The following is a 22,291-nucleotide window of genomic DNA, read 5'->3' as shown; positions in this document are numbered from 1 at the left end:
AGTATATAAAAAAAATGAAAAGCTTAGATTACAGTTCTTTTCGATTAGAAATTATAAAAACAATAAAACGGGAAAATACTTTTGATAGGGAAGAGTGAAAGTAGATAATTTTTTAGCAAAACCTTAATTTTAGTTCTAAAGGGATGTATTTTATAAAAAGCCAAATATCAAGAGATTGGTAGGCTTTTGTCATTTCATAATGAAGCCGTTTTAAGAGCGCCTTGTTCTCTGCTCTAGTTTTGTTTAGCGCAATGGCTTTCTTAATAACGAGGTAAGAGGAATAATTTAATTTTCGAGTTTTTGAATTTAATTTCGTGTAAAATTGTGAACCAAGCGAGCCTTGGATTTCTCTTTTTTGAATTAATATAGAATCAATAAAATCAAAATTAAAACTTCTCGAAGTTCTAATCCATAGATCTAAGTCTTCATAAGCTAAATTTTCGTCATAGCCATTTAGTTGATTTAAAACTTCTCTTTTTATCATTGAAGAAACCGAACAAATCATGCTGCTTTGGTTTAACATGGCTAAATAAATATCTCCTGAAGAAGGTTTTTGTATTGCTTTTTTTTCAGTATTTACATCATAATAGTATCTAAGATGAGTATTGGTATCGGATATTAATTCAGCGTTGCCGTAAACAATTCCTAAATTTTTTGATTTAGAATTTAAAAAAGTATTTAGTTGTTTTTCAACGCAAATGGGAAGTAAAACATCATCGGCTGCTAAATCTATTATGTAATCACCTTTTGCTAGCTGTAATGCTTTATTGAAAGTTTTAGTGTTCCCTAGGTTGGTTTCATTTGAAATAAATACAACGTTAGGATATTTTTTAAGCCAAATTTCGATGGTTTCTTTAGAATTATCATTGCTGTTATCATCGATAATAATTAATTCTATGTTTTTATAGGTTTGGTTTAAAACTGAATTTAATGACTCTACTACGAATTCCTCATGATTATAACACAAACAAATAACACTAACTAATGGATGGTTTTGCATAAAATTAAAAAGGTTGTTTCTGGAATTAAATTAGTGTTTGAAAAAAATCAAAAATAGGGATAATTGAATAGATTTATTTCAAGTAGACGTGTATTTGTTTTAATATTAATTTTTTATAAAACAAATAATTATGGATTTTGTATAATATTTATACATTTGCCCAAAGATAAAAAATACTTGGAAGAGATTTATACTATTAACGACATTGAGTTTTTAATTTCGACCCAAAATAGAAATTCTCTTGACTTTTTGGAGTCAATTTTTCCCAACGGTTATCTTCTAAACAACCTATTGATAGTTAATCAAACAACTAAAGATAATATTTTAATATCTAATGATGAAGGAGTAAGAGTTGTAAATTCTTTTGAAATTGGAGTAGCAAAAAGTAGAAATATAGCTCTCGAAAATGCGAAGAAAAAGTTGTTGGTTTTTACAGATGATGATGTAAATTATTTAACTACAACAAAAGAAACAATTCTTAAAGCATACAATTTATTTCATAATGCTGACGCGATTTTATTCCAAATCCAAAAAAATGATACTGTTTTATTTAAGAAATATCCCAAAAACATCCAAAATCCTATTTCTATATTTACAATTCTTAATTGTGGAACTATCGAAATTACGTTGAAAAACCCCAATTTATCAATTCAAAAAGCAAAGTTTAATGAATGGTTTGGTTTAAATTCTTTTTTTGATTTAGGAGATGAACCTCTTTTTTTAATGGAAATGAAGAGAGATGAAAAAAAGTTGATTTTTTATAATGAAACAATTGTTACTCATAGTGATAAATCTACAGCAGACAAAATTATACTATCCAAGAAATATTATAATTTAGGAGCTTTTTACAAAAGGATATTTCCTGATTTGTATTTTGTTTGGTTAGTTCTAAAAATTACATTTGATTTGAAACAAAAAAAAATTAAATTAAAAAACCTAGTTACTGTTGTTCGAAATGCTAAACATGGAATACGAAAATTAAATTCTTTAGAAAAAGAAAAAAATAATTTATTATGAATATTCAAATCATTGAAATTCCAAAAATAAAAGAACCAAGAGGGAATATTTCTGTAATAGAAAACGATATTGTTCCTTATGAAATAAAGCGTGTTTATTACTTATACGATGTTCCAAGCGGCTCTGAACGAGGTGGTCATGCTCATAAAAATTTGAAACAATTCCTTATTGCATTAAGCGGAAGTTTTGACGTTATTGTAAATGATGGAAAAGAAAAAAAAACAATCTGTCTAAACAAACCCAATCATGGCTTGCTTATCAATTCCGGAATTTGGCGAGAATTAAATAATTTTTCTTCAGGATCTGTTTGTTTGGTAATTGCTTCAGAAGTTTATATTGAAGAAGATTATATTAGAGATTTTGAGGAGTTTAAAAGCTATGCTAGTCATAAATAGAAAAATCAATACCTATTTTTTTTATATAATTTTTAAAGTTAAATAAAATACGTAAACAAAATGGTGGTATTTGGAATAAAGCCCAAATTTTAAAATAACTTTTTTTGAGGTCAATATCTTTGATATAGAAGTTTGCTTTATCGGTATAACCAAAAATGTGATAACGAAGTCCATATTCGATTCGGTATTGATCTAAATTTTTTTTTAAATTAGAATCGTGTTGTTCCGCAATTTCAAATTGTTCAAAGTCCATTAATTTCATTAAACCAATCTTGTTTTTCGCCAAGCTATTTGGAATATCGAAATGGTAAATAGCTGTTATTTTATTGGTAATTGCAACGGGATAATTAATTCCAATTTTAGTCCATAACTCTAAATCTTGACCATTTGTAACTCCAGGTGTAAATGCTCCTATTTTTTCTAAAGTCTTTTTTGGAATGGCCAAAGAAGAAGTCCACGAAATTCTATATGGAAAGTTTGAAAAAAAGTAATTGTCTATAATTCCACGATAAGAATTTTCAATTCCATTAAAATAAGGAAATTGAAAATGATGTTTGGTAGTTTTAATTTTATAGCGAGAGCAGTACATTCCAGAATTTGGAAAATTATGGTATAAGTCAGCTAATTCCTGTAAATGATTCGGAAACCAAAAATCATCGGCGTCTAAAAATGCAATAAGTTTTCCTTGAGATTTCTCAATTCCCAGATTTCTAGCTACAGAAACGCCTTGATTTTTTTGAGTGTAAAGTTGAATTTTTTCATCATTGAACTCGAGTACCTTAGTTTTACTTTCATCGGTAGATTCATCATTAATTACAATAATTTCATAATCTTTGAAAGTTTGATTTAGAACACTTTTTAATGTGTTTTCAATATACGCTGCTTTGTTATAGAGCGGAACGATTACCGAAAAAAATGTCATAGGTTAGATTTTATTTTAAGATACTGTAATATCCCAATTTATAAAAATCAAACAAATATAAATTTGGATTTTCAGACGTTAAGTTATTTAAAATACGTTGTTTGTTTTTAGTATAAATTACTTTCACGACACCAATTAGATAAAACTTTTTTAAAATGGAATAAATAGAACTCAATTTAATGTCTTTATATTCTGTTTTTTTATTGCTAATTAATTGGTGTAAAGTATTCACTGCGCTTTCCGATTTTTTTATAAAATCAATACTGTTTTCATCATTATAATGGATTAGAGGATTTTCAATGTGAAGTACTGGAATGGAATTTACACGTAGTGTTTTCATAAAAACAGCATCTTCATAACCATATTCACGGATGAATTCAGGAAAAGGATTTTTTAAAAGAATTTCTTTTCTTAGGAGTAAATTCCATGTGAATACAAAATCGTACTTATTTTGAAGTCTATAATCCAAAGTTTTCGATTCTCGACTTATTCCATATTTCCAACGAAGTATTTTTTCTTTTGGTGGAATAATATTAGAATATTTAACTCCTCCAAAGATTATTGTAGAAAATTCCGATAATAAAGAAATGTAATTTTTAAGGTAGAACTCACTTTCTGGTAGCGCGTCCGCTTCCATAATTAGTACATAGTCATGTTTTGATGATGAACATAGTAAATTAATGTTTTTTCCACGACCTAAATTCTCGCTATTAACGGAAAAAGTACAATTTGGTAACAAATTTATTGCTGTATTTTCCGAAATAAATTTCTGACTTACATCATCTTGAACTATTATTTCATAAACAATTCCTAAACTGTCAGCTTGCTTTTTTAATTCTCGAACAAGCGGGTAAACATCGTAATTGTAAACTGGAATTAAAATGGAGAGCATTACACGGTTTTCTGAACTACTTCAAAAATACGAGCATCTTCACATTTTAAAGTTTTAGAGGGGAACTTCATCAACAAAGCATAATCATGCGTTGCCATAATAATAGTTTTTCCGTTGGCATTAATTTTTCTCAGCAATTCTAATACTTCAGCACTAGTTTGCGGATCCAAATTTCCAGTGGGTTCATCGGCAAGAATAAATTCGGGATCATTTAATAAAGCTCTTGCAATGGCTACACGTTGCTGCTCTCCACCAGAAATTTGATGTGGCATTTTATGTGCGTACCCTTTCATTCCTACTTTATCAAGGACTTCATCAATTTGATGTTCCATATCTACTTTAACCGTCCAACCGGTTGCTTTAAGCACAAACATCATATTTTCTTTGATCGATCTGTCTGGAAGAAGCTTAAAGTCTTGAAACACAATTCCAATTTTACGTCTCAAATACGGAATTTCACTTTCTTTTAAAGTCGCCAAATCAAATTCAACAATATGTCCTTCACCTTGAGTTAGCGGTAAATCACCATAAAGTGTTTTCATGAAACTACTTTTTCCAGAACCTGTTTTACCAATGATGTATAAAAACTCACCATGTTTTACGTCCAAATTTACGTGAGCTAAAACTTCTCTTCCTTCCTGGTATATAGTTACATCTTTTAAAGACAGTACGGTTTCCGACATAATAAAATTGATTTGAATGGTAAAAGTACTAAGTTAATGACTGTATTCAAAATAAAATGCAACCGTTTTAGAAAAGATTTAAAGCTAGAAAAAATGCAGTTGCATTCTATTTCTAAAGGCTGTGATTTTCAACAAAATCAATTGAAACTGAATAAATCTTTCGTTTGTAATTCATAATAAAAGCTTAAATCATTCCGTTATAGAGCTTAGAAATTGATATATTTGACTATTAAAGAAAAATTAAAATGCATAAACTTTCGAAATTCTTTTTATTGCCAACCCTAGTTTTTTCGGGGTTAATTTCAGCTCAAAAATCAACTATTTATACCTACGATCTTAAAAATTTTGATCGAGCACTTTCCTTATATAACGACAATCAGTACAAGTCGGCTCAGCTTATGTTTGAAAAAGTTCAAGACAAAGAGGTGAGTGAAGAAGTCAAATCGGATTGTGCCTACTACATTGCCAATTGTGCGATTCGCGCCAACGAGCCCAATGCAGATGCATTGATGGAGCGTTTTGTTGCGGAATATCCAACAAGTACCAAAAAAAATCAAGCGTATGTTGAAGTTGCGCATTTTTATTTTAATCAAGGAAATTATCCAAAAGCATTGCAATGGTTTGACCGCGTAGATGAAGGGTATATGAGCCAATCTGACTTGGAACGTTTTAATTTCCAAAAAGGATACAGTTATTTTAACGCTAAGCGAAAAAAAGAAGCTACAACGTATTTAACTAAAGTAGTTAACTCTAAAGAATTCGGTTCTCAAGCTAAGTATTACTTAGGATTTATGGCTTATGAAGGCGATGATTATAAAGAAGCAACCAAATATTTTGATGCGGTTTCTGGCGAAGAAAAATATAAAGAGAAGTTGTCTTATTACCAAGCAGACATGAACTTTAAACTGGGTAATTTTGACAAAGCAATCGAATTAGGAACTAAGGCGATGGCCAAATCGAATGCGATTGAAAAATCAGAATTGAGTAAAATTATTGGAGAAAGTTATTTCAACTTAAAACAATACGACAAAGCAATTCCGAATTTAGTAAATTATAGAGGTAAAAAAGGAAAGTGGAATAATACTGATTACTACCAATTGGGATATGCTTACTACCAGCAAAAAGAGTATGAGAATGCCATTTCTCAATTCAATAAAATTATTGATGGAAATGATTTTGTAGCACAAAATGCCTATTACCATTTGGGCCAAAGTTATTTGAACAGTGATAAGAAACCGCAAGCTTTGAATGCGTTTAAAAATGCTTCAGAAATGTCTTTTGACGCCGCAATTCAAGAAGATGCTAGTTTAAATTACGCTAAAATCAGTTATGATATTGGAAATTCCTACCAACCTGTTCCTTCGGTTTTATTAGGATTTCTAAATAAATATCCAAATAATGCGAATAAATCAGAAGTTGAAAAATTATTGATTGACTCGTATATTTCTTCTAAAAATTATACCGAAGCATTGACTTTATTAGAGAGAAATAAATCTCCCGAAAATCGTTTGGCGTATCAAAAAGTTTTGTTTTACAGAGGTTTAGAGTTGTACGCTGAAGGAACGTATGAGGAAGCCTTGAACATGTTTAAGAAATCAATTAGCGAAAATAAAAGTCCAGAGTTTACTGCTCGTGCAACCTATTGGAAAGCAGAGTCAGAATACACGACCAACAATTTTAAAGAAGCACTGTTAAGTTACAAACAGTTTGCTGGAATGGCAAGTGGTAAAACCGTATCAGAAGCTAAAAACATTAACTATCAAATTGCATATTCGTATTTTAAATTAAAAGAATATGATTCAGCAGCAAAGTCATTTCAAGATCAAATTGATTCTTCAAAAGGCGATAGCGTTCGTTTAGCAGATTCGTATTTGCGTTTGGGCGATTGTCAGTTTGTTTTAACAAAATACTGGCCAGCGATGGAAGCGTATAATAAAGCAATCGATTTAAAAAGTGTCGATTCTGATTATGCCTTTTTTCAAAAAGCAATCAGCTACGGATTTGTGGCAAAGAATGATCGTAAAATAGAGGAATTGAATACATTCATTCAATCGTACAAAAAATCGCAGTACCGTGACGATGCTTTATATGAATTAGGAAATACATACGTTGCAGCTCAAAAAGAAGAGTTAGGAATTAAAACATACAATCAATTAATTTCAGAATATAAAGGGGGTTCATTTACAGCAAAAGCAATTTTAAAAGAAGGATTGATTTATTACAATTCAGACCGTAATGATCAAGCGTTAGTGAAATTTAAAAAAGTAGCTGCCGATTTTCCAAAAACACCAGAAGCATTAGAGGCAGTGGCAACAGCACGATTGATTTATGTAGATAGCGGAAAAATTGACGATTACGCTTCGTGGGTGCGTACATTGGATTTTGTAGATGTTAGTAATGCCGATTTAGAAAATGACACGTACGAGGCAGCGAGCAAACAGTTTGAGCAAAATAATAGCAAACAAGCCATTACTGGATTTAGTAGTTATGTAAGTAAGTTTCCGAACGGAATGCATGCCTTGGATGCTAATTTTAAATTAGGGCAATTGTTATTTGCAGAAGGTTCTGAAAGTAAATCAATTGCCAATTATGAGTATGTAGTGAATCAATCGCGCAATGAGTTTACAGAGCAATCTTTGTCTCGTTTATCTTCAATTTATCTGAAAGCAAAAAATAATGATAAAGCAGTTCCTGTTTTATTGCGTTTAGAAAATGAAGCCGAATTTCCTCAAAATAAAACCTACGCACAATCTAATTTAATGAAAGTGTATTATGATAAAAAAGATTATACTAATTCGGTTACCTATGCAGATAAAGTTTTAGCAAATCCAAAAGCAGATGAAAGCATTAAAAGTGATGCGCAAATTATTGTGGCACGAGCAGCGATGCAAACTGGAGAGGAAGACAAAGCAAAAGAAGCGTATGCAAAGTTAGCAACGACATCAAAAGGAGAACTAGCGGCTGAATCATTGTATTACGATGCTTATTTTAAAAATAAAGAGGGGAAATTTGAAAGTTCGAATACGACGGTTCAAAAATTAGCTAAAAATTATTCGGGATATAAATATTTTGGAGCCAAAGGTTTAGTTATCATGGCAAAAAATTTCTACGGATTAAAAGACAGTTACCAAGCGACTTATATTTTGGATAATGTGATTCAGAATTTTACAGATTATCCAGATGTAGTTTCAGAAGCAAAAAAAGAATTAGCACTGATAAAAGCGGAAGAGTCGAAAACAAACTCATCGATTACAAAGTAATAGAGAGCTTTTGTACCTAAAATTTGAAAGTAATGAAATTACCGTTTTATATCGTTGATGTTTTTGCCAAAGAAAAATATGCAGGAAATCAACTGGCTGTTTTTATGAATGCGGAAAATTTGAGTACGACAGACATGAAGAAAATTGCGAGAGAAATTAATTTTGCAGAAAGTACTTTTGTAACTAAATTAAATGTGGAATCAAATTCGGCTGAAATTCGAATTTTTACTCCGTCGCAAGAAATGCAGTTTGCTGGGCATCCTATTATTGGAACCTCTTGGATTTTGATGAATAAAATTTTTAAAAATAATCCGAAGGAAATTGAGTTGACAGTAAAAATTGGAGCAATTCCAGTAACAGAAAGAAACAACTTGGTCTGGCTAAAAGCAGCGCAACCACAATTTTTCAATACACGCTCCAAAGATGAATTTTTTAATTTCTCAAATTTGAAGAGTGCCGATTTTGATTTGAGATTTCCAATTCAAGAAGTCACTACAGGAAGTGCATTTATACTAGTTCCTATTGCAACAAAAAAAGCATTAGATGCGATAAAGTTAGATGTTGAGAAGGTGAATACTTGGTTAGATAAGAATTGCACAACTGAGCATAAAGCACTCTATTTTTTTTGTTTGGAAGAGGGTAATTTAACTTCTAGAATGTTGTATTTGCAAGACAATCAGTTAATGGAAGATGCAGCTACAGGAAGTGCGAGCACGTGTCTGCAAGCGTTTTTATTGCATTATTTTAGAACTGATTTGAAAATCACGAATCATCAAGGAGAAATGATGGGAAGGCCGTCGCAAATAGAATTTGATGGGAAAGTGGTACAAGATAACTTTGATATTAAAATTGGCGGAAAAACGCAATTCATCGCGCAAGGCGAATGGAGCTTATAAGTAAAATAATTTAAGTAAAATAAATATATTAAAAGGAGACTTTTAGCAAAATAAAATAAAAAGGAATGATTCAAATTCAAAATAAAATTGTTGTTATCGCGGTGCTATTTACTTTTCAGTTGTCTTTTGGACAAAAGAAAGAAGAAACGATTGGTTCGCAAGTAGTTAATGTGGTTAAACCGTACACGCCAACTATTTCAGATGCGTATAAAGTAAAAGATACGCCTCCAACTGATGATGAAGGAAATAAAGCTAAAGAAACGATCAAGTATACTATTTTTTCATTTCCAGTAGCTTCTACTTTTACGCCTTCTAAAGGGAAAGCAGAAGGAGTTGAAAAAGCAAAAAAAGAATATTCATTTGGTAATTATGCAACGCTTGGTGTGGGTAATTACGGAACATTAAATGCAGAGTTATTTGTCACGCAAGAGTTAGGTAATAATGACTATCTAGCAGGGATGTTTCGTCATCATTCGTCTCAAGGTGGCATTAAAGACGTGGAGTTAAATGATAAATTTTACGATACTTCTTTGGATTTAGCATACGGAATGAACGATCGTTACATGTCATGGAATGTAGATTTAGGCTATCAAAATCAAGTATACAACTGGTACGGTTTGCCTTCAGAATTTGGCGCTAATCTTTCGCAAAGCGATCGGGCTTTATTGGTAGGTGCTATTGCACCAAAACATTCCTACAACACCATTACTTTGGGTGGTAAAATGGAATTTACAGAAAGTATTTTTGATAAAGTAAGTTTAAATTATACGCGTTTCATGGACGGATTGGATTCAGCTGAAAACAGATTTTCATTCAAGCCTTCTTTTAAAGTTAGTGTGATGGACCAAACTATACATACTGATGTAATAGTGGATTATGTGGGCGGAAGTTTTGCTGCTAATTATGCCAATACACAAGCTATAAAATACGGGTTTACTAATTTTGGAATTGTGCCAAGTTTTGTAGTAACCGAAGACGACTGGACCTTGCAATTGGGAGCTGGTTTATTTTACAGTTTAGACAATGAACGTTCTAAAAATAAAATTTATTTATATCCGCAATTTAACGCCTCCTATAATGTAGTGAATGATTTGATGATTTTTTATGTCGGTGCAGAAGGAAGTTTAGAACAAAATTCATATGCTGATCTGGTAGGACAAAATTCATTTCTGTCACCAACTTTAGATATTAAGCCAACAAGCAAACAATACGATGTTTTTGCAGGTTTAAAAGGAAAATTAGCGAATAATGTAAATTATAATATCAACGCCTCGTATGTGAACGAAGAAAATAAAGCGCTCTTTAAAAGCAATAATTATAGTGAGGTTGCTACAAATAAAGACTATGCTTTTGGAAATTCTTTGGCTGTGGTATACGATGGTGTGACTACGACAAGTTTTTATGGAGAGTTAAAAGCAGACTTTTCTGAAAATGTAACTTTTGGCATTAACGCAAGATTTAATAGTTACAGTACCGATTCGAAACAAGAAGCTTGGAACTTACCAACCATTAAAGTGGGGTCTAGTTTAGAGGCAAGTATAACCAAACAATGGTTTGCAGGCTTTAATGTTTTTTATGTCGGAGAGCGTAAAGACGGACAACTAAACACGTCTATCAATTATATTGTCGATCCAACACCAATTACTTTAAAAGGATATTTTGACGCTAATGCGCACGTTGGTTACAAATACAGTGAAAGATTAACTGCTTTTTTAAGACTAAATAACATTGCTAATCAACAATACGAAAGATGGTTAAATTATTCGGTTCAAGGTTTTCAAGTGGTAGCAGGAGCAAATTATAAATTCGATTTTTAAAAGAAACAGTGCTGTATAAAAAAAGCTTCCTAAATGTGGGAAGCTTTTTTTGTTTCAAGAAGTAAAAAGTTACTCCATAAAAGGAACTGCAATACGAACTTTATCCCATCCTATATTTAAAATGATTCCTTTGTCGGCTTTGGTGAAAACCATAGAAAAAGCTTCCAAAGATTCTTCATCTTGTGTTATTGGAGTTTTTAAACGAGCGACGTCATTCTTTTGATCATATGTATATGATCCCCAAACATTTAAATCTTTGTTTAAAATAATAGTACACGAATCAATAGTGTCGGGAAGTATAAATAATGCATAAGATCCCGCTTTGATTTTAGTATTTCCAAATTTTACATCTTTATAAAAGGTAATTTCTGGTGCTTCATTAGCGCCAGTGCGCCACACTTTTCCAAGAGGAGCCAATTCTTCTAAACCACGACCTTTAAGTTGTGGCCTGCCGTAAATGATTCGTGCTGTTTTATTAGCATCTTTGTAATCGTTTGGATAAGAGGCAATGTCCATCGGACTTTTGTCTAAGGCCGGAAATTTTTGCGCATTTACGTTGCTCGAAAATACCATCAGTATTCCGAATGCAGCCGTAGTAATAAGAGAAGCTTTTTTCATAATTGTTTTGATAATGGATTAAAAAGATAAAATTATCAATTGTTTGTGTGATATTCTACATAAGGATGTTAAATTTATGAAACCTCATTTTAATGTTTGTAGCATTTAAATTTAAAGCATCAATTTAAAACGCTACTCTTCGCAAAACTGTTTAACCTTTGTATATTTGCGTCCTAGCACCTTAAAGAAATGACATTCAAACAAAAAACACATTCGTACTATTTACAATTAGTTCAAGACCGAATAGATGTTTTCAAAGACATGATTTCGGCATTAACTGAGGACTCTAAAAATGATGCAAAAGGTTCTGCGGGAGATAAACACGAGACGGCCCTATCAATGATGCATATTGAACAAGAAAAATTGACCATGAAGCTCAAAGAATCGTTGACTCAAAAAGCGATTTTAGATAAAATTGATAGTAGTACAGTTGCAAAAACTATTATTTTAGGTAGTTTGGTCAAAGCCAATGGCATTTATTTATACTTAAGTGGAGCGCTTCCAAAAATTAAAATTGATGATGTAAATGTTATTGCGCTTTCTCCACAATCTCCGTTGGGAAATAAATTAATGGGAAATGCTGTAGGTTTTACTTTTGAGATTAACGGTACAACGTATTTAATTGAAAGTATTATGTAAATTCTTTTTTTTGCTAAAAATTAAGTTCTGAGGAAAAAACACAAAGAATGAACAAACACTGCTTTTTTTGTTAAATCCTGTGGTTTTTCGAGGGGTTAAATTCTTAAAAAAGCACGATTCCTTCATGAAACTTTTGTAAATTCGCCAACCTACAAGTTTGATTTTAAAACTAAATAAATTATGAATAAAATAATGACAGTCGACGTTTTGTCGAGTATTAAAGGAGCACAGCCTTCAGAGTCGGTGAACCAATTGTTTGATGTAATTAAAAATGCAATTCCCTCAAATAGTAATGCTGCAAATAATGTCAATCATAATTGTGTTTCTGTAAGTGATTTAAGGGATGATGTTGTAATTGAGAGCTCGGCTATCGAGAAACAAATTATTATAGAAAATTTCCCAAACAGTAAAAATGGATTTTTAGTAGTTGCTAAAGTTATAGAAGGATAAAAAAATGGATTCTCAGATAAAAAAAATACACCAGCAATTGGTGTCTAAACAAATAACTTGTACTGCTTTGGTACAAGAAAAATTAGACTTACTTAAACAAAACGACTACAATTCGGTAAATTCAGTTTTAGACACTTTAGCGCTAGATTTAGCAGCAAAAGTGGATACTAAAATTGCAAACGGTGAAACAATCGGTTTGTTAGAGGGAATTCCCTTTGGAATTAAAGATGTCTACATGGTACAAGGAACCTATACAACAGCAAGTTCTGATTTATTAAAAAATTACAAATCACCCTATACAGCAACTGCCATTCAGAAATTATTGGATGCTGGTGCAATTCCGTTGGTTAAAGAAAACTGCGATAGCTTTGGTCATGGTTCATCAAGTGAAAACACCATTTTTGGTGCTGTGAAAAACGCTGTTAATCCTGAATTAGTAGCAGGAGGTTCTAGCGGTGGTTCTGCGGTGAATGTTGCCAAAGAATATACGGTATTTTCTATAGGTGGAGATACAGGAGGTTCGACTCGTCAGCCTGCTGGGTACAACAAAATATATGGTTTTAAACCAACGTACGGAAGAATTTCAAGATTTGGACTAATGGCTTATGCTTCGTCTACGGATTGTGTTGGTCCTTTGGCAAAATCAATTGAAGATATCCGAATTGTGTTGAATGTAATGAGTGGAAAAGATCCTAAAGATCAAACTTCAATCACATCATCTGCAATTAGCGAAGAAGCGCTTACAGCTTCGACTGTAAAAACAATAGGATATTTTAAGAACTTCATCGAAAGTGAAGCAATTGATGCTGCAGTAAAAGCGGACTTCTTAGCAACTATCGATAAAATAAAAGCAAAAGGAATTACAGTAAAAGAATTGGATTTCTTTCCATCAGATATTTTAGTTTCTACTTACTATACTTTAGCAATGGCAGAAACAGCTTCGAATTTATCTCGCTTAGATGGTACAAATTACGGAAACCGTATTGAAGCAGAAAACCTAATAGAAACGTATGCAGTAACGCGTTCTGAAAACTTTTCTGAAGAAACAAAACGCAGAATTGTTGGTGGAAATCAAGTATTGTCTCAAGGTTTCTCAGATGCTATTTATTTGAAAGCATTGGCAGTAAGAGATCAGATTTCTGAGAATTTTCGTAAGGATTTCGAAGAAGTTGATATTATTTTATCGCCAGTTACACCAAGCACGCCACCTAAAATTGGAGACAGTTTAAAGGATCCTTTGGCGATGTATTTGTCAGATGCTTACACTGTTGGTTTTAGTTTAGGACAATTGCCAACAATGACTGTGCCACAAGGAACTGCAACGGGACTGCAAATTACGGCAGCAAAAAATAATGATGAAGCAGTGATGCAATTTGCTAACTTCTTAAAAGATACAATATAATGGAATTGGAGCAATTAAATGCGGCGATAATAGCCCACGATTTAGAATTGGTAATTGGGATTGAAACTCACGTCCGATTAAACACCAAAACCAAGTTGTTTTGTTCTTGTCCAAATCAAGAAATAGAAACACCTAACCAAAATATATGTTCGGTTTGTACGGGACAAATGGGAGTTTTACCTGCCTTAAATAAAGAAGCAATTACAAAAGCAATTTATTTTGGAAAAGCGGTAGAATCTACTTTTAGTAATGAAGTGATCTCTTGGGATAGAAAACATTACGAGTATCCAGATAACCCAAAAAACATTCAGATAACACAATTTCATAATCCGATAATTCCTGACGGACACGTTTCTTGTTATAGAAATGATGGTTCTCAATTTACGGTCAATCTAACTCAAGTTCATATTGAGGAAGATGCAGCAAAATTGATGCACGAAAAGAAGGTCTCTTTAGTCGATTTTAACAAAGCGGGAGTACCGTTAATTGAGATTGTAACAGAACCTTGTCTTCGCAACATCGAAGATGCTTCCACGTATGCGCAATACATTCAACGTATTGTTCAGAATTTAGGAATTTCAGAAGCGAATTTGGAGAAAGGAGAATTCAAATCGGATGTTTCGGTTTCTTTGCGTAAAAAAAATTCTACGGAGTTAAATCCAAGAACAGAAATCAAAAACTTGAACTCGTTTAAGTTTATGATTGAAGCTTTGAAAGAAGAAGTAGAGAAACAATTCAATTATTTCATCGAAAATAAAGCGTTTAGACCTGATCAAACGACTGTTTTATGGGATGCTGATTTAAAGCAAACCAAAGTAATGCGTAAAAAAGAGTTTGAGGCCGATTATCGTTTTATCTCAGAACCTGATTTGCCTTTTGTAAACATCAAAAAGGAAATTGACGCAATATCGGTTGATATTGCAGCTTTGCCTTATGCAGTTGAATCTATTTTGATTAACGGAGGTGTGTTGCCACAAGATGCAAAATTCTTTACTGCGGATGCGTTGCGTTCTAGAACCTTTGTAACTTTAAATAATTCCCTTAACGACGCTTCATTTGTTGCCAAAACTTTGGCTAATAATGTAAAAGCAGAGGACTACGTTAACATTCATAATATTGAACATTTAATTACCATTTTTGTTCTGTTTAAAGCAGAAAAAATAACGGCAGTTTTAGTTCAAAATGCGATTGCAGGATATTTGAAAGATCAAAATTTTGATTATCAAAAGTACTTCGCAGACAATACCATTTCTGAAGAAAAAATTCAAGAAGTAATTGACAAAGTGCTTTCTGAAAATGAGGCTGTTGCCAATGATATAAAAGGAGGTAATGAAGGAAAAGCGGGTATTTTAGTTGGTAAAGTTTTAGGTATAGTTGGTAAAGGTGCCGATGGAAAAGTAATTCGTAAAATTATTTTAGATCAATTAGGTGCAGTTGCGACTTTAGAAAAAAATCAATCAGAATCGGTTTCAGAAGTATCAGTTGTTGAAAATAAAGAAAGTCAAGAAGAATCCCTTCCGGAAGTTCCTATTATTATAAAAGACAGCTACAGAACACATAAAATTTCGCAATTGTCGGAAACCAATATTGGCGAAGTAGTAGAGTTGTCAGGTTGGGTAGCGAGTGTTCGTGATCATGGTGAGTTGATGTTTATTGACTTACGTGATTCAAGTTATGAGATTTTCCAAGTGCGTATTAGCAGAGAGTCATTCCCAAATATTGATGACTTAGTGAAGATAAAATCAGAATCTGTAATTTCGGTAAAAGGAACTATAGTTGGTCGTAATGAAGACGATTACAATGCAGGTTTGCGTACAGGTAAAATTGAAATGGAAACTTCTGTTTTAGAAATATTGAATTTGTCTAAAACATTGCCTTTTGAAATAAAGAGAGCAGCAAAAACAAACGAAGCAATTCGTTTTCAGTACAAATTTTTGGACCATAGAAATGAAGAGGTTCGTAGAGCAATAGTAAACCGTCATAAAGTAATTAAATTATTACGTGACATTTTAGATATAGAAGAATTTTTAGAAATTGAAACACCAATTTTAAGTGCAGGAACTGATGAAGGCGCACGCGAATTCATTGTTCCAACTCGTAAAGGTTCAGGCTTGTTTTATACGTTGCCTCAAGCGCCGCAACAGTTCAAGCAAATGTTGATGGTGAGTGGTTATGAGAAATATTTTCAGATTGCACGTTGTTTTAGAGATGAGGATTCTCGTGGAGACCGTCAGCCTGAGTTTACCCAATTGGATATTGAAATGGCGTATGCAAGTATGCAACAAATTATTGATTTAAATAGTAAAATGTTTAATGAGATAGTGACTAAGATATACGGTAAAAAATGGATCTTACATCCGTTTGAAGTGATTACCTATAAAAACGCCATGGATTTTTACGGTTGCGACAGACCTGATTTACGCTATGGTTTAAAAATGCAAGACATCACGGAGATTGTTAAAGAAACGACTTTTCAAGTATTCAGCAAACCAATTGATGAAGCTGGAATCGTAAAATGTATTAAAGTTTCGGCGCAAGAGCAAGGAAACAAACGTATGTCTAAAGGTCAGATCGAAACTTTGACAGCTGTGGCACAACAACATGGTCTAGGTGGTTTGGCTTATATTATTGTAAATGAAGGAGAGTTGCAATCCCCTATTATTAAATTTTTAGGAGAGGAAATTGCAGCAGGAATCATCAAAGCAACGAATGCACAAGTTGGGGATATTGTATTCTTCTCGGCAGCAGATTATGCTACGGCAAATAAAGCTTTGGATGCGGTTCGTCAAGAAATGGGTAGAATGTTGAATTTGATTAATCCGAAGGAATTGCGTCCGGCGTGGGTAGTTGATTTCCCTATGTTTGAAAAAACAGAGGAAGGAAGATGGACGTTTACGCACAATCCGTTTTCTATGCCTGCAATTTATGATTTGCAAAAACACATGAATGGTAAAGAAGAAGAAATCGGAACGATTATCGCGCAACAATACGATATCATCTTGAATGGGTACGAAATTGGAGGAGGTTCTGTTCGTGCACACAAATCGGAAATTTTAGAAGCAACTTATAAAAATATGGGTTACAACAAAGAAGAAATGATGAAGAGTGTAGGAACCATGTACAAAGCTTTCCAATACGGAGCGCCACCGCACGGAGGAATCGCTTGGGGAATTGACCGATTAATGATGATTTTAGAGAAAAAAGCTTCGATTAGAGAGGTAATGGCTTTTCCAAAAACAGGAAGTAGTGAAGATTTATTATTTGGAGCGCCATCGCTTTTATCAGATAAAAAAGTAGAAGAAATGAATGTTAAGATAATGAGGAAATAAGGATTTGAATTGCAACAATCAATTTTAATTTCAAAATATAATAAAAAATAGTAGAACAATTTTCAAATTTTCAAAGTGAGCATTTCGGTGTTTGTTTTGAAAATTTGTTTTTTAAAAAGGTTTTAGATTTATGTTGATCTTTTAAATTGCCATTGCACTAAGACCTCGGCTTACTAAGTCCTCTATCGTAAAGAACGATCGATCCTGCAACCGACACATTCAAGCTAAAGTGTGATTTGAATTTTACTAAAAAATGACATTTTTCAATAGCCTGTTTAGTAAGTCCATTGTCTTCAGCGCCTAATAAGTAAACACAACGTCTTGGATGTTCAAAATTTTCTAAGTCCTCCGCATTTTCATCCAATTCAACGCCAACCAAACGTGCTCCTTTGGGTAAATTTTTATAGAATTCGTCAAAAGACTCGTAGTGAAAGTAAGGAATAGACTTTACGGCATTGTGCGTGTCGCAAGCTTGTTTGGCATACCGATTTCCGATGGTAAAAATAAAGCTGGCGCCTAAATTTTGTGCAGAGCGCCACAAAACGCCTAAATTTTCAGGAGTTTTGCCATTTTGAATCCCAATACCAAAATATTCAGTTATAAAATTATCATTCATACTGCAAAAATACAAACTGTTAGTAGCATTGTCAATTTTTTGATTTATTTAAAATATTTTTTTTTTAGGAGCAAGAAGAGTAGGTGTTTTCAAGAACTTGAGTTTCTGCTATTCATTATATCTTTATCTTTTTAAAGCAAAAACGCAAAAGGATAGCACTGCGATCGGAGCTACAAACAAATAGTTAATCTTTTTAAATTCTGGCAAGTAGATGACTAAAAGTAAATTGAAGTTTGCGAAAATGGAGCAATTCAATGGGGGAAATAATCTCAAAAGACATGCAGATTAAAATTAATGTCTGATATAAAATTAGGTAATGTATTTGCTATCGAGAAGTAGATAAGTACGGCCATTTATTTTAGTTTTAACTATTTGAAAATAATGGTGTGAAGTTATAATTTATTTTTAAATTTGAGTTTTATAGTAATAAGTTGTAAAAAAATACCAAACAAAGTAGTAAAATTTAAATTGATATGGGTGCAGTTTTAGCCATTATTGGAAAAGGAAAAGATCCGCAAGTAGTGAAAGAACTTTCTAAGAGAATGTCACACCGCGGACCTGACGAAAGTGGTTTAAAAGTTACCGAGAAAGGATATATTTTAAGTCATGAAAGGCTTTCAACCATAGATCTAGAAACGGGTCAGCAACCCATTCAAGGAACAAGTACTGCTTGGATGGTTAAAGATGGTATCATTTACAACCATCAAGAACTCAAAGACTGCCTTTTGAAAGATTGTGTGTTTAGAACGCAAACCGATTCGGAGGTAATTGTTCATTTATATGAAAAATTCGGCTATGATTTCTGCAATAAATTAGACGGCTCATTTGCTTTTATTGTTATTGACGGCGAAGATTTTATTGCGGCGCGTGATCCACTTGGAGTTAAGCCATTGTATTACGGTTTAGACGAGAGAGGCCGCATTTACTTTTCCTCCGAAATGAAGGCTATTGCAGATCAATGTAAAACTTTTTCTACTTTTCCGCCTGGCCACTATTACACACCAAAAACGGGATTTGTAAAATATTATTTGCCAGAATACGAAGATTTTGAAGCAGCAGACCAAAATTTAGATTTAAAATTACTTCGAGATATGTTGATCGAGTCGACTCGCAAACGGTTAATTAGCGATACACCAGTAGGCGTTTTACTTTCGGGAGGTTTAGATTCTTCCATTACATCTTCTATTGCCTCTCGACTAATGAAGCAGCAAGGCAAAAAGCTAAAATCATTTGCAATTGGTTTAGATGCCAATGCGCCTGATATAGTGGCGGCGAAGCAAGTTGCTAAATTTTTAGATACCGATCATCATGAATTTTACTTTACTGTTGAACAAGGAATTGCTATTTTGAAAGAATTAATATGGCATTTAGAAACTTACGATATCACTTCGATTAGGGCCAGTGTACCACTTTATTTTTTATCAAAATGTATTGCACAATCAGGAGTGAAGGTGGTGCTTTCGGGAGAAGGAGCAGACGAGATTTTTGGAGGTTATTTGTATTTTAGAAATGCACCTTCGGCAGAAGAATTTCAAAAGGAAACAATCGAGAGAGTTCAAAAATTATTTACGGCAGATTTGCTGCGTTCTGATAAAGCAACAATGGCAAATGGATTAGAAGCTAGAGTTCCGTTTTTGGACAAAGGTTTTCTAGATGTCGCCATGCGCATTAAATCGTTTGAAAAACAACCCAAAACCTATGATGGAAAAGAAAAATATATTTTAAGAAAAGCTTTTGATACGCCCGAAGATCCATACTTGCCACAAGAAGTTTTATGGCGTCAAAAAGAACAATTTTCGGATGGAGTAGGTTACAATTGGATCGACGAGTTGGTAGCTTACTGTGCTACACAAGTGACTGATGAGCAGTTGGAAGCTGCGGCGGCTAAATTTCATTACAATGTACCTACAACTAAAGAAGCATATTTGTATCGATCTATTTTTCATGATTTTTTCCCTCAAATTAGTGCGGCACAAACCGTTCGAAAATGGATTCCGAAATGGCAAGAAAGCTTAGATCCGAGTGGAAGAGCCAATAAAGCGCATATTAAGACTTCGTTATTAACTAAAAATGAAGCGACTATTTAAAAATGACTGTCGAAATAAATATAAAATCCGAAATGAGCGTAAAATCTTGTTTCGGATTTTTTGTGTGAAGTTGATACTTTCAATTATTGCTTTTAACCAAAAAAAAGAAGATTTTATTTTAAACCGATAGGAATTACTGTTAATACTATTTTTTGTGTTCAAAATACCTTCATTTTTTGGATAATGTGTTAATAACTTAAATAGTTATAAACAGATTTTAATGGGTATATAGGCTACGATTTTATATATTTGCGTGTTAGACAAATATTACATTTTTTAGAATAAAACATATGAGCGAAGAAATCAAGAACAACAATTATTCAGCAGATAGTATTCAGGCACTTGAAGGGATGGAGCACGTAAGAATGCGACCGTCGATGTATATTGGAGACGTAGGTGTTCGTGGACTCCATCATTTGGTTTATGAAGTAGTCGATAACTCGATTGATGAGGCGATGGGAGGACATTGTGATACGATAAGTGTTACAATCAATGAAGATGGATCAGTAAGTGTTGAAGACAACGGTCGTGGTATTCCAGTAGATATACATAAAAAAGAAGGCGTTTCTGCACTTGAGGTTGTAATGACCAAAATTGGAGCTGGAGGTAAATTTGACAAAGATTCGTATAAAGTTTCTGGAGGATTACACGGAGTTGGAGTTTCTGTTGTAAATGCACTTTCTATTCATTTGCGAGCTACGGTTCATAGTAGCAACGGAAAAGTCTACGAACAAGAATACGAAAAAGGAAAAGCACTATATCCGGTAAAACAAATTGGTGAAACTACAAAAAGAGGAACCATTGTTACTTTTTATCCTGATCCAAGTATTTTTACGCAAACTGTTGAGTTTTCGTATGAAACATTATCAGGACGTATGCGCGAATTGTCTTTCTTGAATAAAGGAATTGTAATCACGTTTACAGACAAAAGAGAAGTCGATGATAAAGGTGAATTTAAACAAGAAATATTTCATTCTACAGAAGGATTAAAGGAATATATTAGATACTTAGACGGAAATCGTGAACCAATTATTGCGCATGTAATAAGCATGGATAGTGATAAAGGGGAGATTCCAGTTGAGGTAGCCTTGATTTACAATACCAGTTACGGAGAGAATATTTTCTCATATGTAAATAATATCAATACGCACGAAGGAGGAACGCACTTGCAAGGTTTTAGAACGGGTCTTACGAGGTCGTTAAAGAAATATGCAGATTCGTCTGGAATGCTAGATAAATTGAAGTTTGATATTGCTGGAGATGACTTCCGTGAAGGCCTTACGGCAATTATATCAGTAAAAGTTCAAGAGCCACAATTTGAGGGGCAAACCAAAACGAAATTAGGAAATAGAGAAGTTGTGTCGCCAGTAAGTCAAGCTGTTGGAGATATGATTGAAGCTTATTTGGAAGAAAATCCTAATGATGCACGAATTATTGTTCAAAAAGTAATTCTTGCAGCGCAAGCACGCCACGCAGCTAAAAAAGCGCGTGAAATGGTTCAACGCAAAACCGTAATGGGTGGCGGTGGATTGCCAGGAAAATTATCGGACTGTTCTGAGCAAGATCCTGCAAAATGCGAAGTATATCTTGTCGAGGGAGATTCGGCAGGTGGAACGGCAAAGCAAGGTCGTGATCGTGCCTTTCAAGCTATTTTGCCTTTACGTGGTAAGATTTTGAACGTAGAGAAAGCAATGCATCACAAAGTTTTTGAAAATGAAGAGATTCGAAATATTTTTACAGCACTTGGTGTAACAGTAGGTACTGAAGAAGATAGTAAGGCGCTAAATATTTCAAAGCTACGATACCATAAAGTAATCATTATGTGTGATGCTGATGTCGATGGTAGTCATATTTCTACTTTAATTTTGACATTCTTCTTCCGATTTATGAGAGAATTAATCGAAGAAGGACACGTGTATATTGCTGCTCCACCTTTATATTTAGTTAAAAAGGGAAATAAAAAAGAATATGCTTGGAATGACTTACAGCGCGACCAAGCAAATGAAAGAATGGGCGGAAGCGCAGGAATTCAGCGCTACAAAGGTCTTGGGGAGATGAACGCAGAACAATTGTGGGAAACTACCATGGATCCAAGTTTTAGAACGTTGAGAAAAATAACAATTGACAGTCTTGCAGAAGCGGATCGTGTGTTCTCTATGTTAATGGGAGATGAGGTTCCGCCTCGTAGAGAATTTATTGAAAAAAATGCAGTTTATGCTAAAATAGATGCGTAAATTAGGAACTCAGTTTTAATAATTAAAAACCTAA

17 protein-coding genes are annotated in these 22,291 nt (G+C 33.3%); 11 read left to right on the top strand and 6 right to left on the bottom strand.

Annotated elements, in window-relative coordinates:
- Nucleotides 1-112: 112 nt before the first annotated feature.
- Nucleotides 113-1,000: a glycosyltransferase family 2 protein gene (locus ACRASX_RS00925; protein WP_066309916.1), complete on the bottom strand. Its 888-nt coding sequence runs from the start codon at nucleotides 998-1,000 to the stop codon at nucleotides 113-115.
- A 63-nt stretch (nucleotides 1,001-1,063) separates the two neighbouring features.
- On the opposite strand from ACRASX_RS00925, the gene ACRASX_RS00920 reads away from it, so the two are divergent.
- Together ACRASX_RS00920 and ACRASX_RS00915 are read left to right on the top strand one after the other, a co-directional pair.
- Nucleotides 1,064-2,017 (top strand): glycosyltransferase family 2 protein, encoded by a 954-nt coding sequence (locus tag ACRASX_RS00920; protein ID WP_432222116.1) that lies wholly within the window; start codon nucleotides 1,064-1,066, stop codon nucleotides 2,015-2,017.
- Nucleotides 2,014-2,412, top strand: a complete 399-nt coding sequence (locus tag ACRASX_RS00915; RefSeq protein WP_432222115.1) for a sugar 3,4-ketoisomerase — start codon at nucleotides 2,014-2,016, stop codon at nucleotides 2,410-2,412. Before ACRASX_RS00920 ends, ACRASX_RS00915 begins: the two co-directional genes overlap by 4 nt.
- On the opposite strand, the gene ACRASX_RS00910 is transcribed toward ACRASX_RS00915, so the two are convergent.
- From ACRASX_RS00910 to ACRASX_RS00900, 3 genes are read right to left on the bottom strand one after another with little or no spacing between them, the layout of a single operon-like run.
- Nucleotides 2,399-3,334 (bottom strand): glycosyltransferase family 2 protein, encoded by a 936-nt coding sequence (locus ACRASX_RS00910; RefSeq protein WP_432222114.1) that lies wholly within the window; start codon nucleotides 3,332-3,334, stop codon nucleotides 2,399-2,401. The genes ACRASX_RS00915 and ACRASX_RS00910 overlap by 14 nt on opposite strands.
- A 10-nt stretch (nucleotides 3,335-3,344) precedes the next feature.
- Nucleotides 3,345-4,226 carry a glycosyltransferase family 2 protein gene (locus ACRASX_RS00905; RefSeq protein WP_066309905.1) on the bottom strand — a complete coding sequence of 294 codons (882 nt, stop codon included), beginning with the start codon at nucleotides 4,224-4,226 and terminating at the stop codon, nucleotides 3,345-3,347.
- Nucleotides 4,226-4,909, bottom strand: coding sequence for a cell division ATP-binding protein FtsE (locus ACRASX_RS00900; RefSeq protein WP_066309903.1), 684 nt, complete (start codon nucleotides 4,907-4,909; stop codon nucleotides 4,226-4,228). The genes ACRASX_RS00905 and ACRASX_RS00900 overlap by 1 nt, the downstream gene beginning before the upstream one ends.
- A gap of 245 nt (nucleotides 4,910-5,154) precedes the next feature.
- On the opposite strand from ACRASX_RS00900, the gene ACRASX_RS00895 reads away from it, so the two are divergent.
- The 3 genes from ACRASX_RS00895 to ACRASX_RS00885 all read left to right on the top strand — a co-directional run bounded on the left by ACRASX_RS00895 (nucleotide 5,155) and on the right by ACRASX_RS00885 (nucleotide 10,882).
- Nucleotides 5,155-8,169 carry a tetratricopeptide repeat protein gene (locus ACRASX_RS00895; RefSeq protein ID WP_432222113.1) on the top strand — a complete coding sequence of 1,005 codons (3,015 nt, stop codon included), beginning with the start codon at nucleotides 5,155-5,157 and terminating at the stop codon, nucleotides 8,167-8,169.
- Nucleotides 8,170-8,201: 32 nt separating this feature from the next.
- Complete coding sequence (locus ACRASX_RS00890) at nucleotides 8,202-9,065, top strand: PhzF family phenazine biosynthesis protein (RefSeq protein WP_432222112.1); 864 nt, start codon at nucleotides 8,202-8,204, stop codon at nucleotides 9,063-9,065.
- A gap of 65 nt (nucleotides 9,066-9,130) precedes the next feature.
- Nucleotides 9,131-10,882: a TonB-dependent receptor gene (locus ACRASX_RS00885; protein ID WP_432222111.1), complete on the top strand. Its 1,752-nt coding sequence runs from the start codon at nucleotides 9,131-9,133 to the stop codon at nucleotides 10,880-10,882.
- A 69-nt stretch (nucleotides 10,883-10,951) separates the two neighbouring features.
- Here ACRASX_RS00885 and ACRASX_RS00880 read toward each other — a convergent pair whose 3' ends face one another.
- A complete protein-coding gene (locus ACRASX_RS00880) occupies nucleotides 10,952-11,500 on the bottom strand; it encodes a DUF2911 domain-containing protein (RefSeq protein WP_432222110.1) in 549 nt (182 codons plus the stop codon).
- A gap of 189 nt (nucleotides 11,501-11,689) precedes the next feature.
- Between ACRASX_RS00880 and ACRASX_RS00875 the strand changes: the two genes are divergently transcribed.
- From ACRASX_RS00875 to gatB/aspS, 4 genes are all read left to right on the top strand, one after another.
- Nucleotides 11,690-12,139, top strand: a complete 450-nt coding sequence (locus ACRASX_RS00875; protein ID WP_432222109.1) for a hypothetical protein — start codon at nucleotides 11,690-11,692, stop codon at nucleotides 12,137-12,139.
- A gap of 180 nt (nucleotides 12,140-12,319) precedes the next feature.
- A complete protein-coding gene (locus ACRASX_RS00870) occupies nucleotides 12,320-12,589 on the top strand; it encodes a hypothetical protein (RefSeq protein ID WP_066309891.1) in 270 nt (89 codons plus the stop codon).
- 4 nt (nucleotides 12,590-12,593) lie between these two features.
- Entirely contained in the window at nucleotides 12,594-13,991 is a 1,398-nt protein-coding gene (locus ACRASX_RS00865) for an amidase (protein ID WP_432222108.1), read from the top strand.
- Entirely contained in the window at nucleotides 13,991-17,320 is a 3,330-nt protein-coding gene (gene gatB/aspS / locus ACRASX_RS00860; RefSeq protein WP_432222107.1) for a bifunctional amidotransferase subunit GatB/aspartate--tRNA ligase AspS, read from the top strand. Before ACRASX_RS00865 ends, gatB/aspS begins: the two co-directional genes overlap by 1 nt.
- 157 nt (nucleotides 17,321-17,477) lie before the next feature.
- Here the strand turns inward: gatB/aspS and ACRASX_RS00855 are convergent, their stop codons facing one another.
- Entirely contained in the window at nucleotides 17,478-17,936 is a 459-nt protein-coding gene (locus tag ACRASX_RS00855) for an RNA methyltransferase (protein WP_432222106.1), read from the bottom strand.
- Between the two features lie 473 nt (nucleotides 17,937-18,409).
- Between ACRASX_RS00855 and asnB the strand changes: the two genes are divergently transcribed.
- Together asnB and gyrB are read left to right on the top strand one after the other, a co-directional pair.
- Entirely contained in the window at nucleotides 18,410-20,023 is a 1,614-nt protein-coding gene (gene asnB / locus ACRASX_RS00850; protein WP_432222105.1) for an asparagine synthase B, read from the top strand.
- Nucleotides 20,024-20,313: 290 nt separating this feature from the next.
- Nucleotides 20,314-22,257, top strand: coding sequence for a DNA topoisomerase (ATP-hydrolyzing) subunit B (gene gyrB / locus ACRASX_RS00845; protein ID WP_066309867.1), 1,944 nt, complete (start codon nucleotides 20,314-20,316; stop codon nucleotides 22,255-22,257).
- Nucleotides 22,258-22,291: the final 34 nt, after the last annotated feature.

This window comes from Flavobacterium sp. TMP13 (assembly GCF_050847115.1).
In the GTDB taxonomy this organism is placed as follows: domain Bacteria; phylum Bacteroidota; class Bacteroidia; order Flavobacteriales; family Flavobacteriaceae; genus Flavobacterium.
The sequence above is the reverse complement of the archived record's forward strand: the minus strand, read 5'-3'. Positions and strand labels throughout refer to the sequence as shown.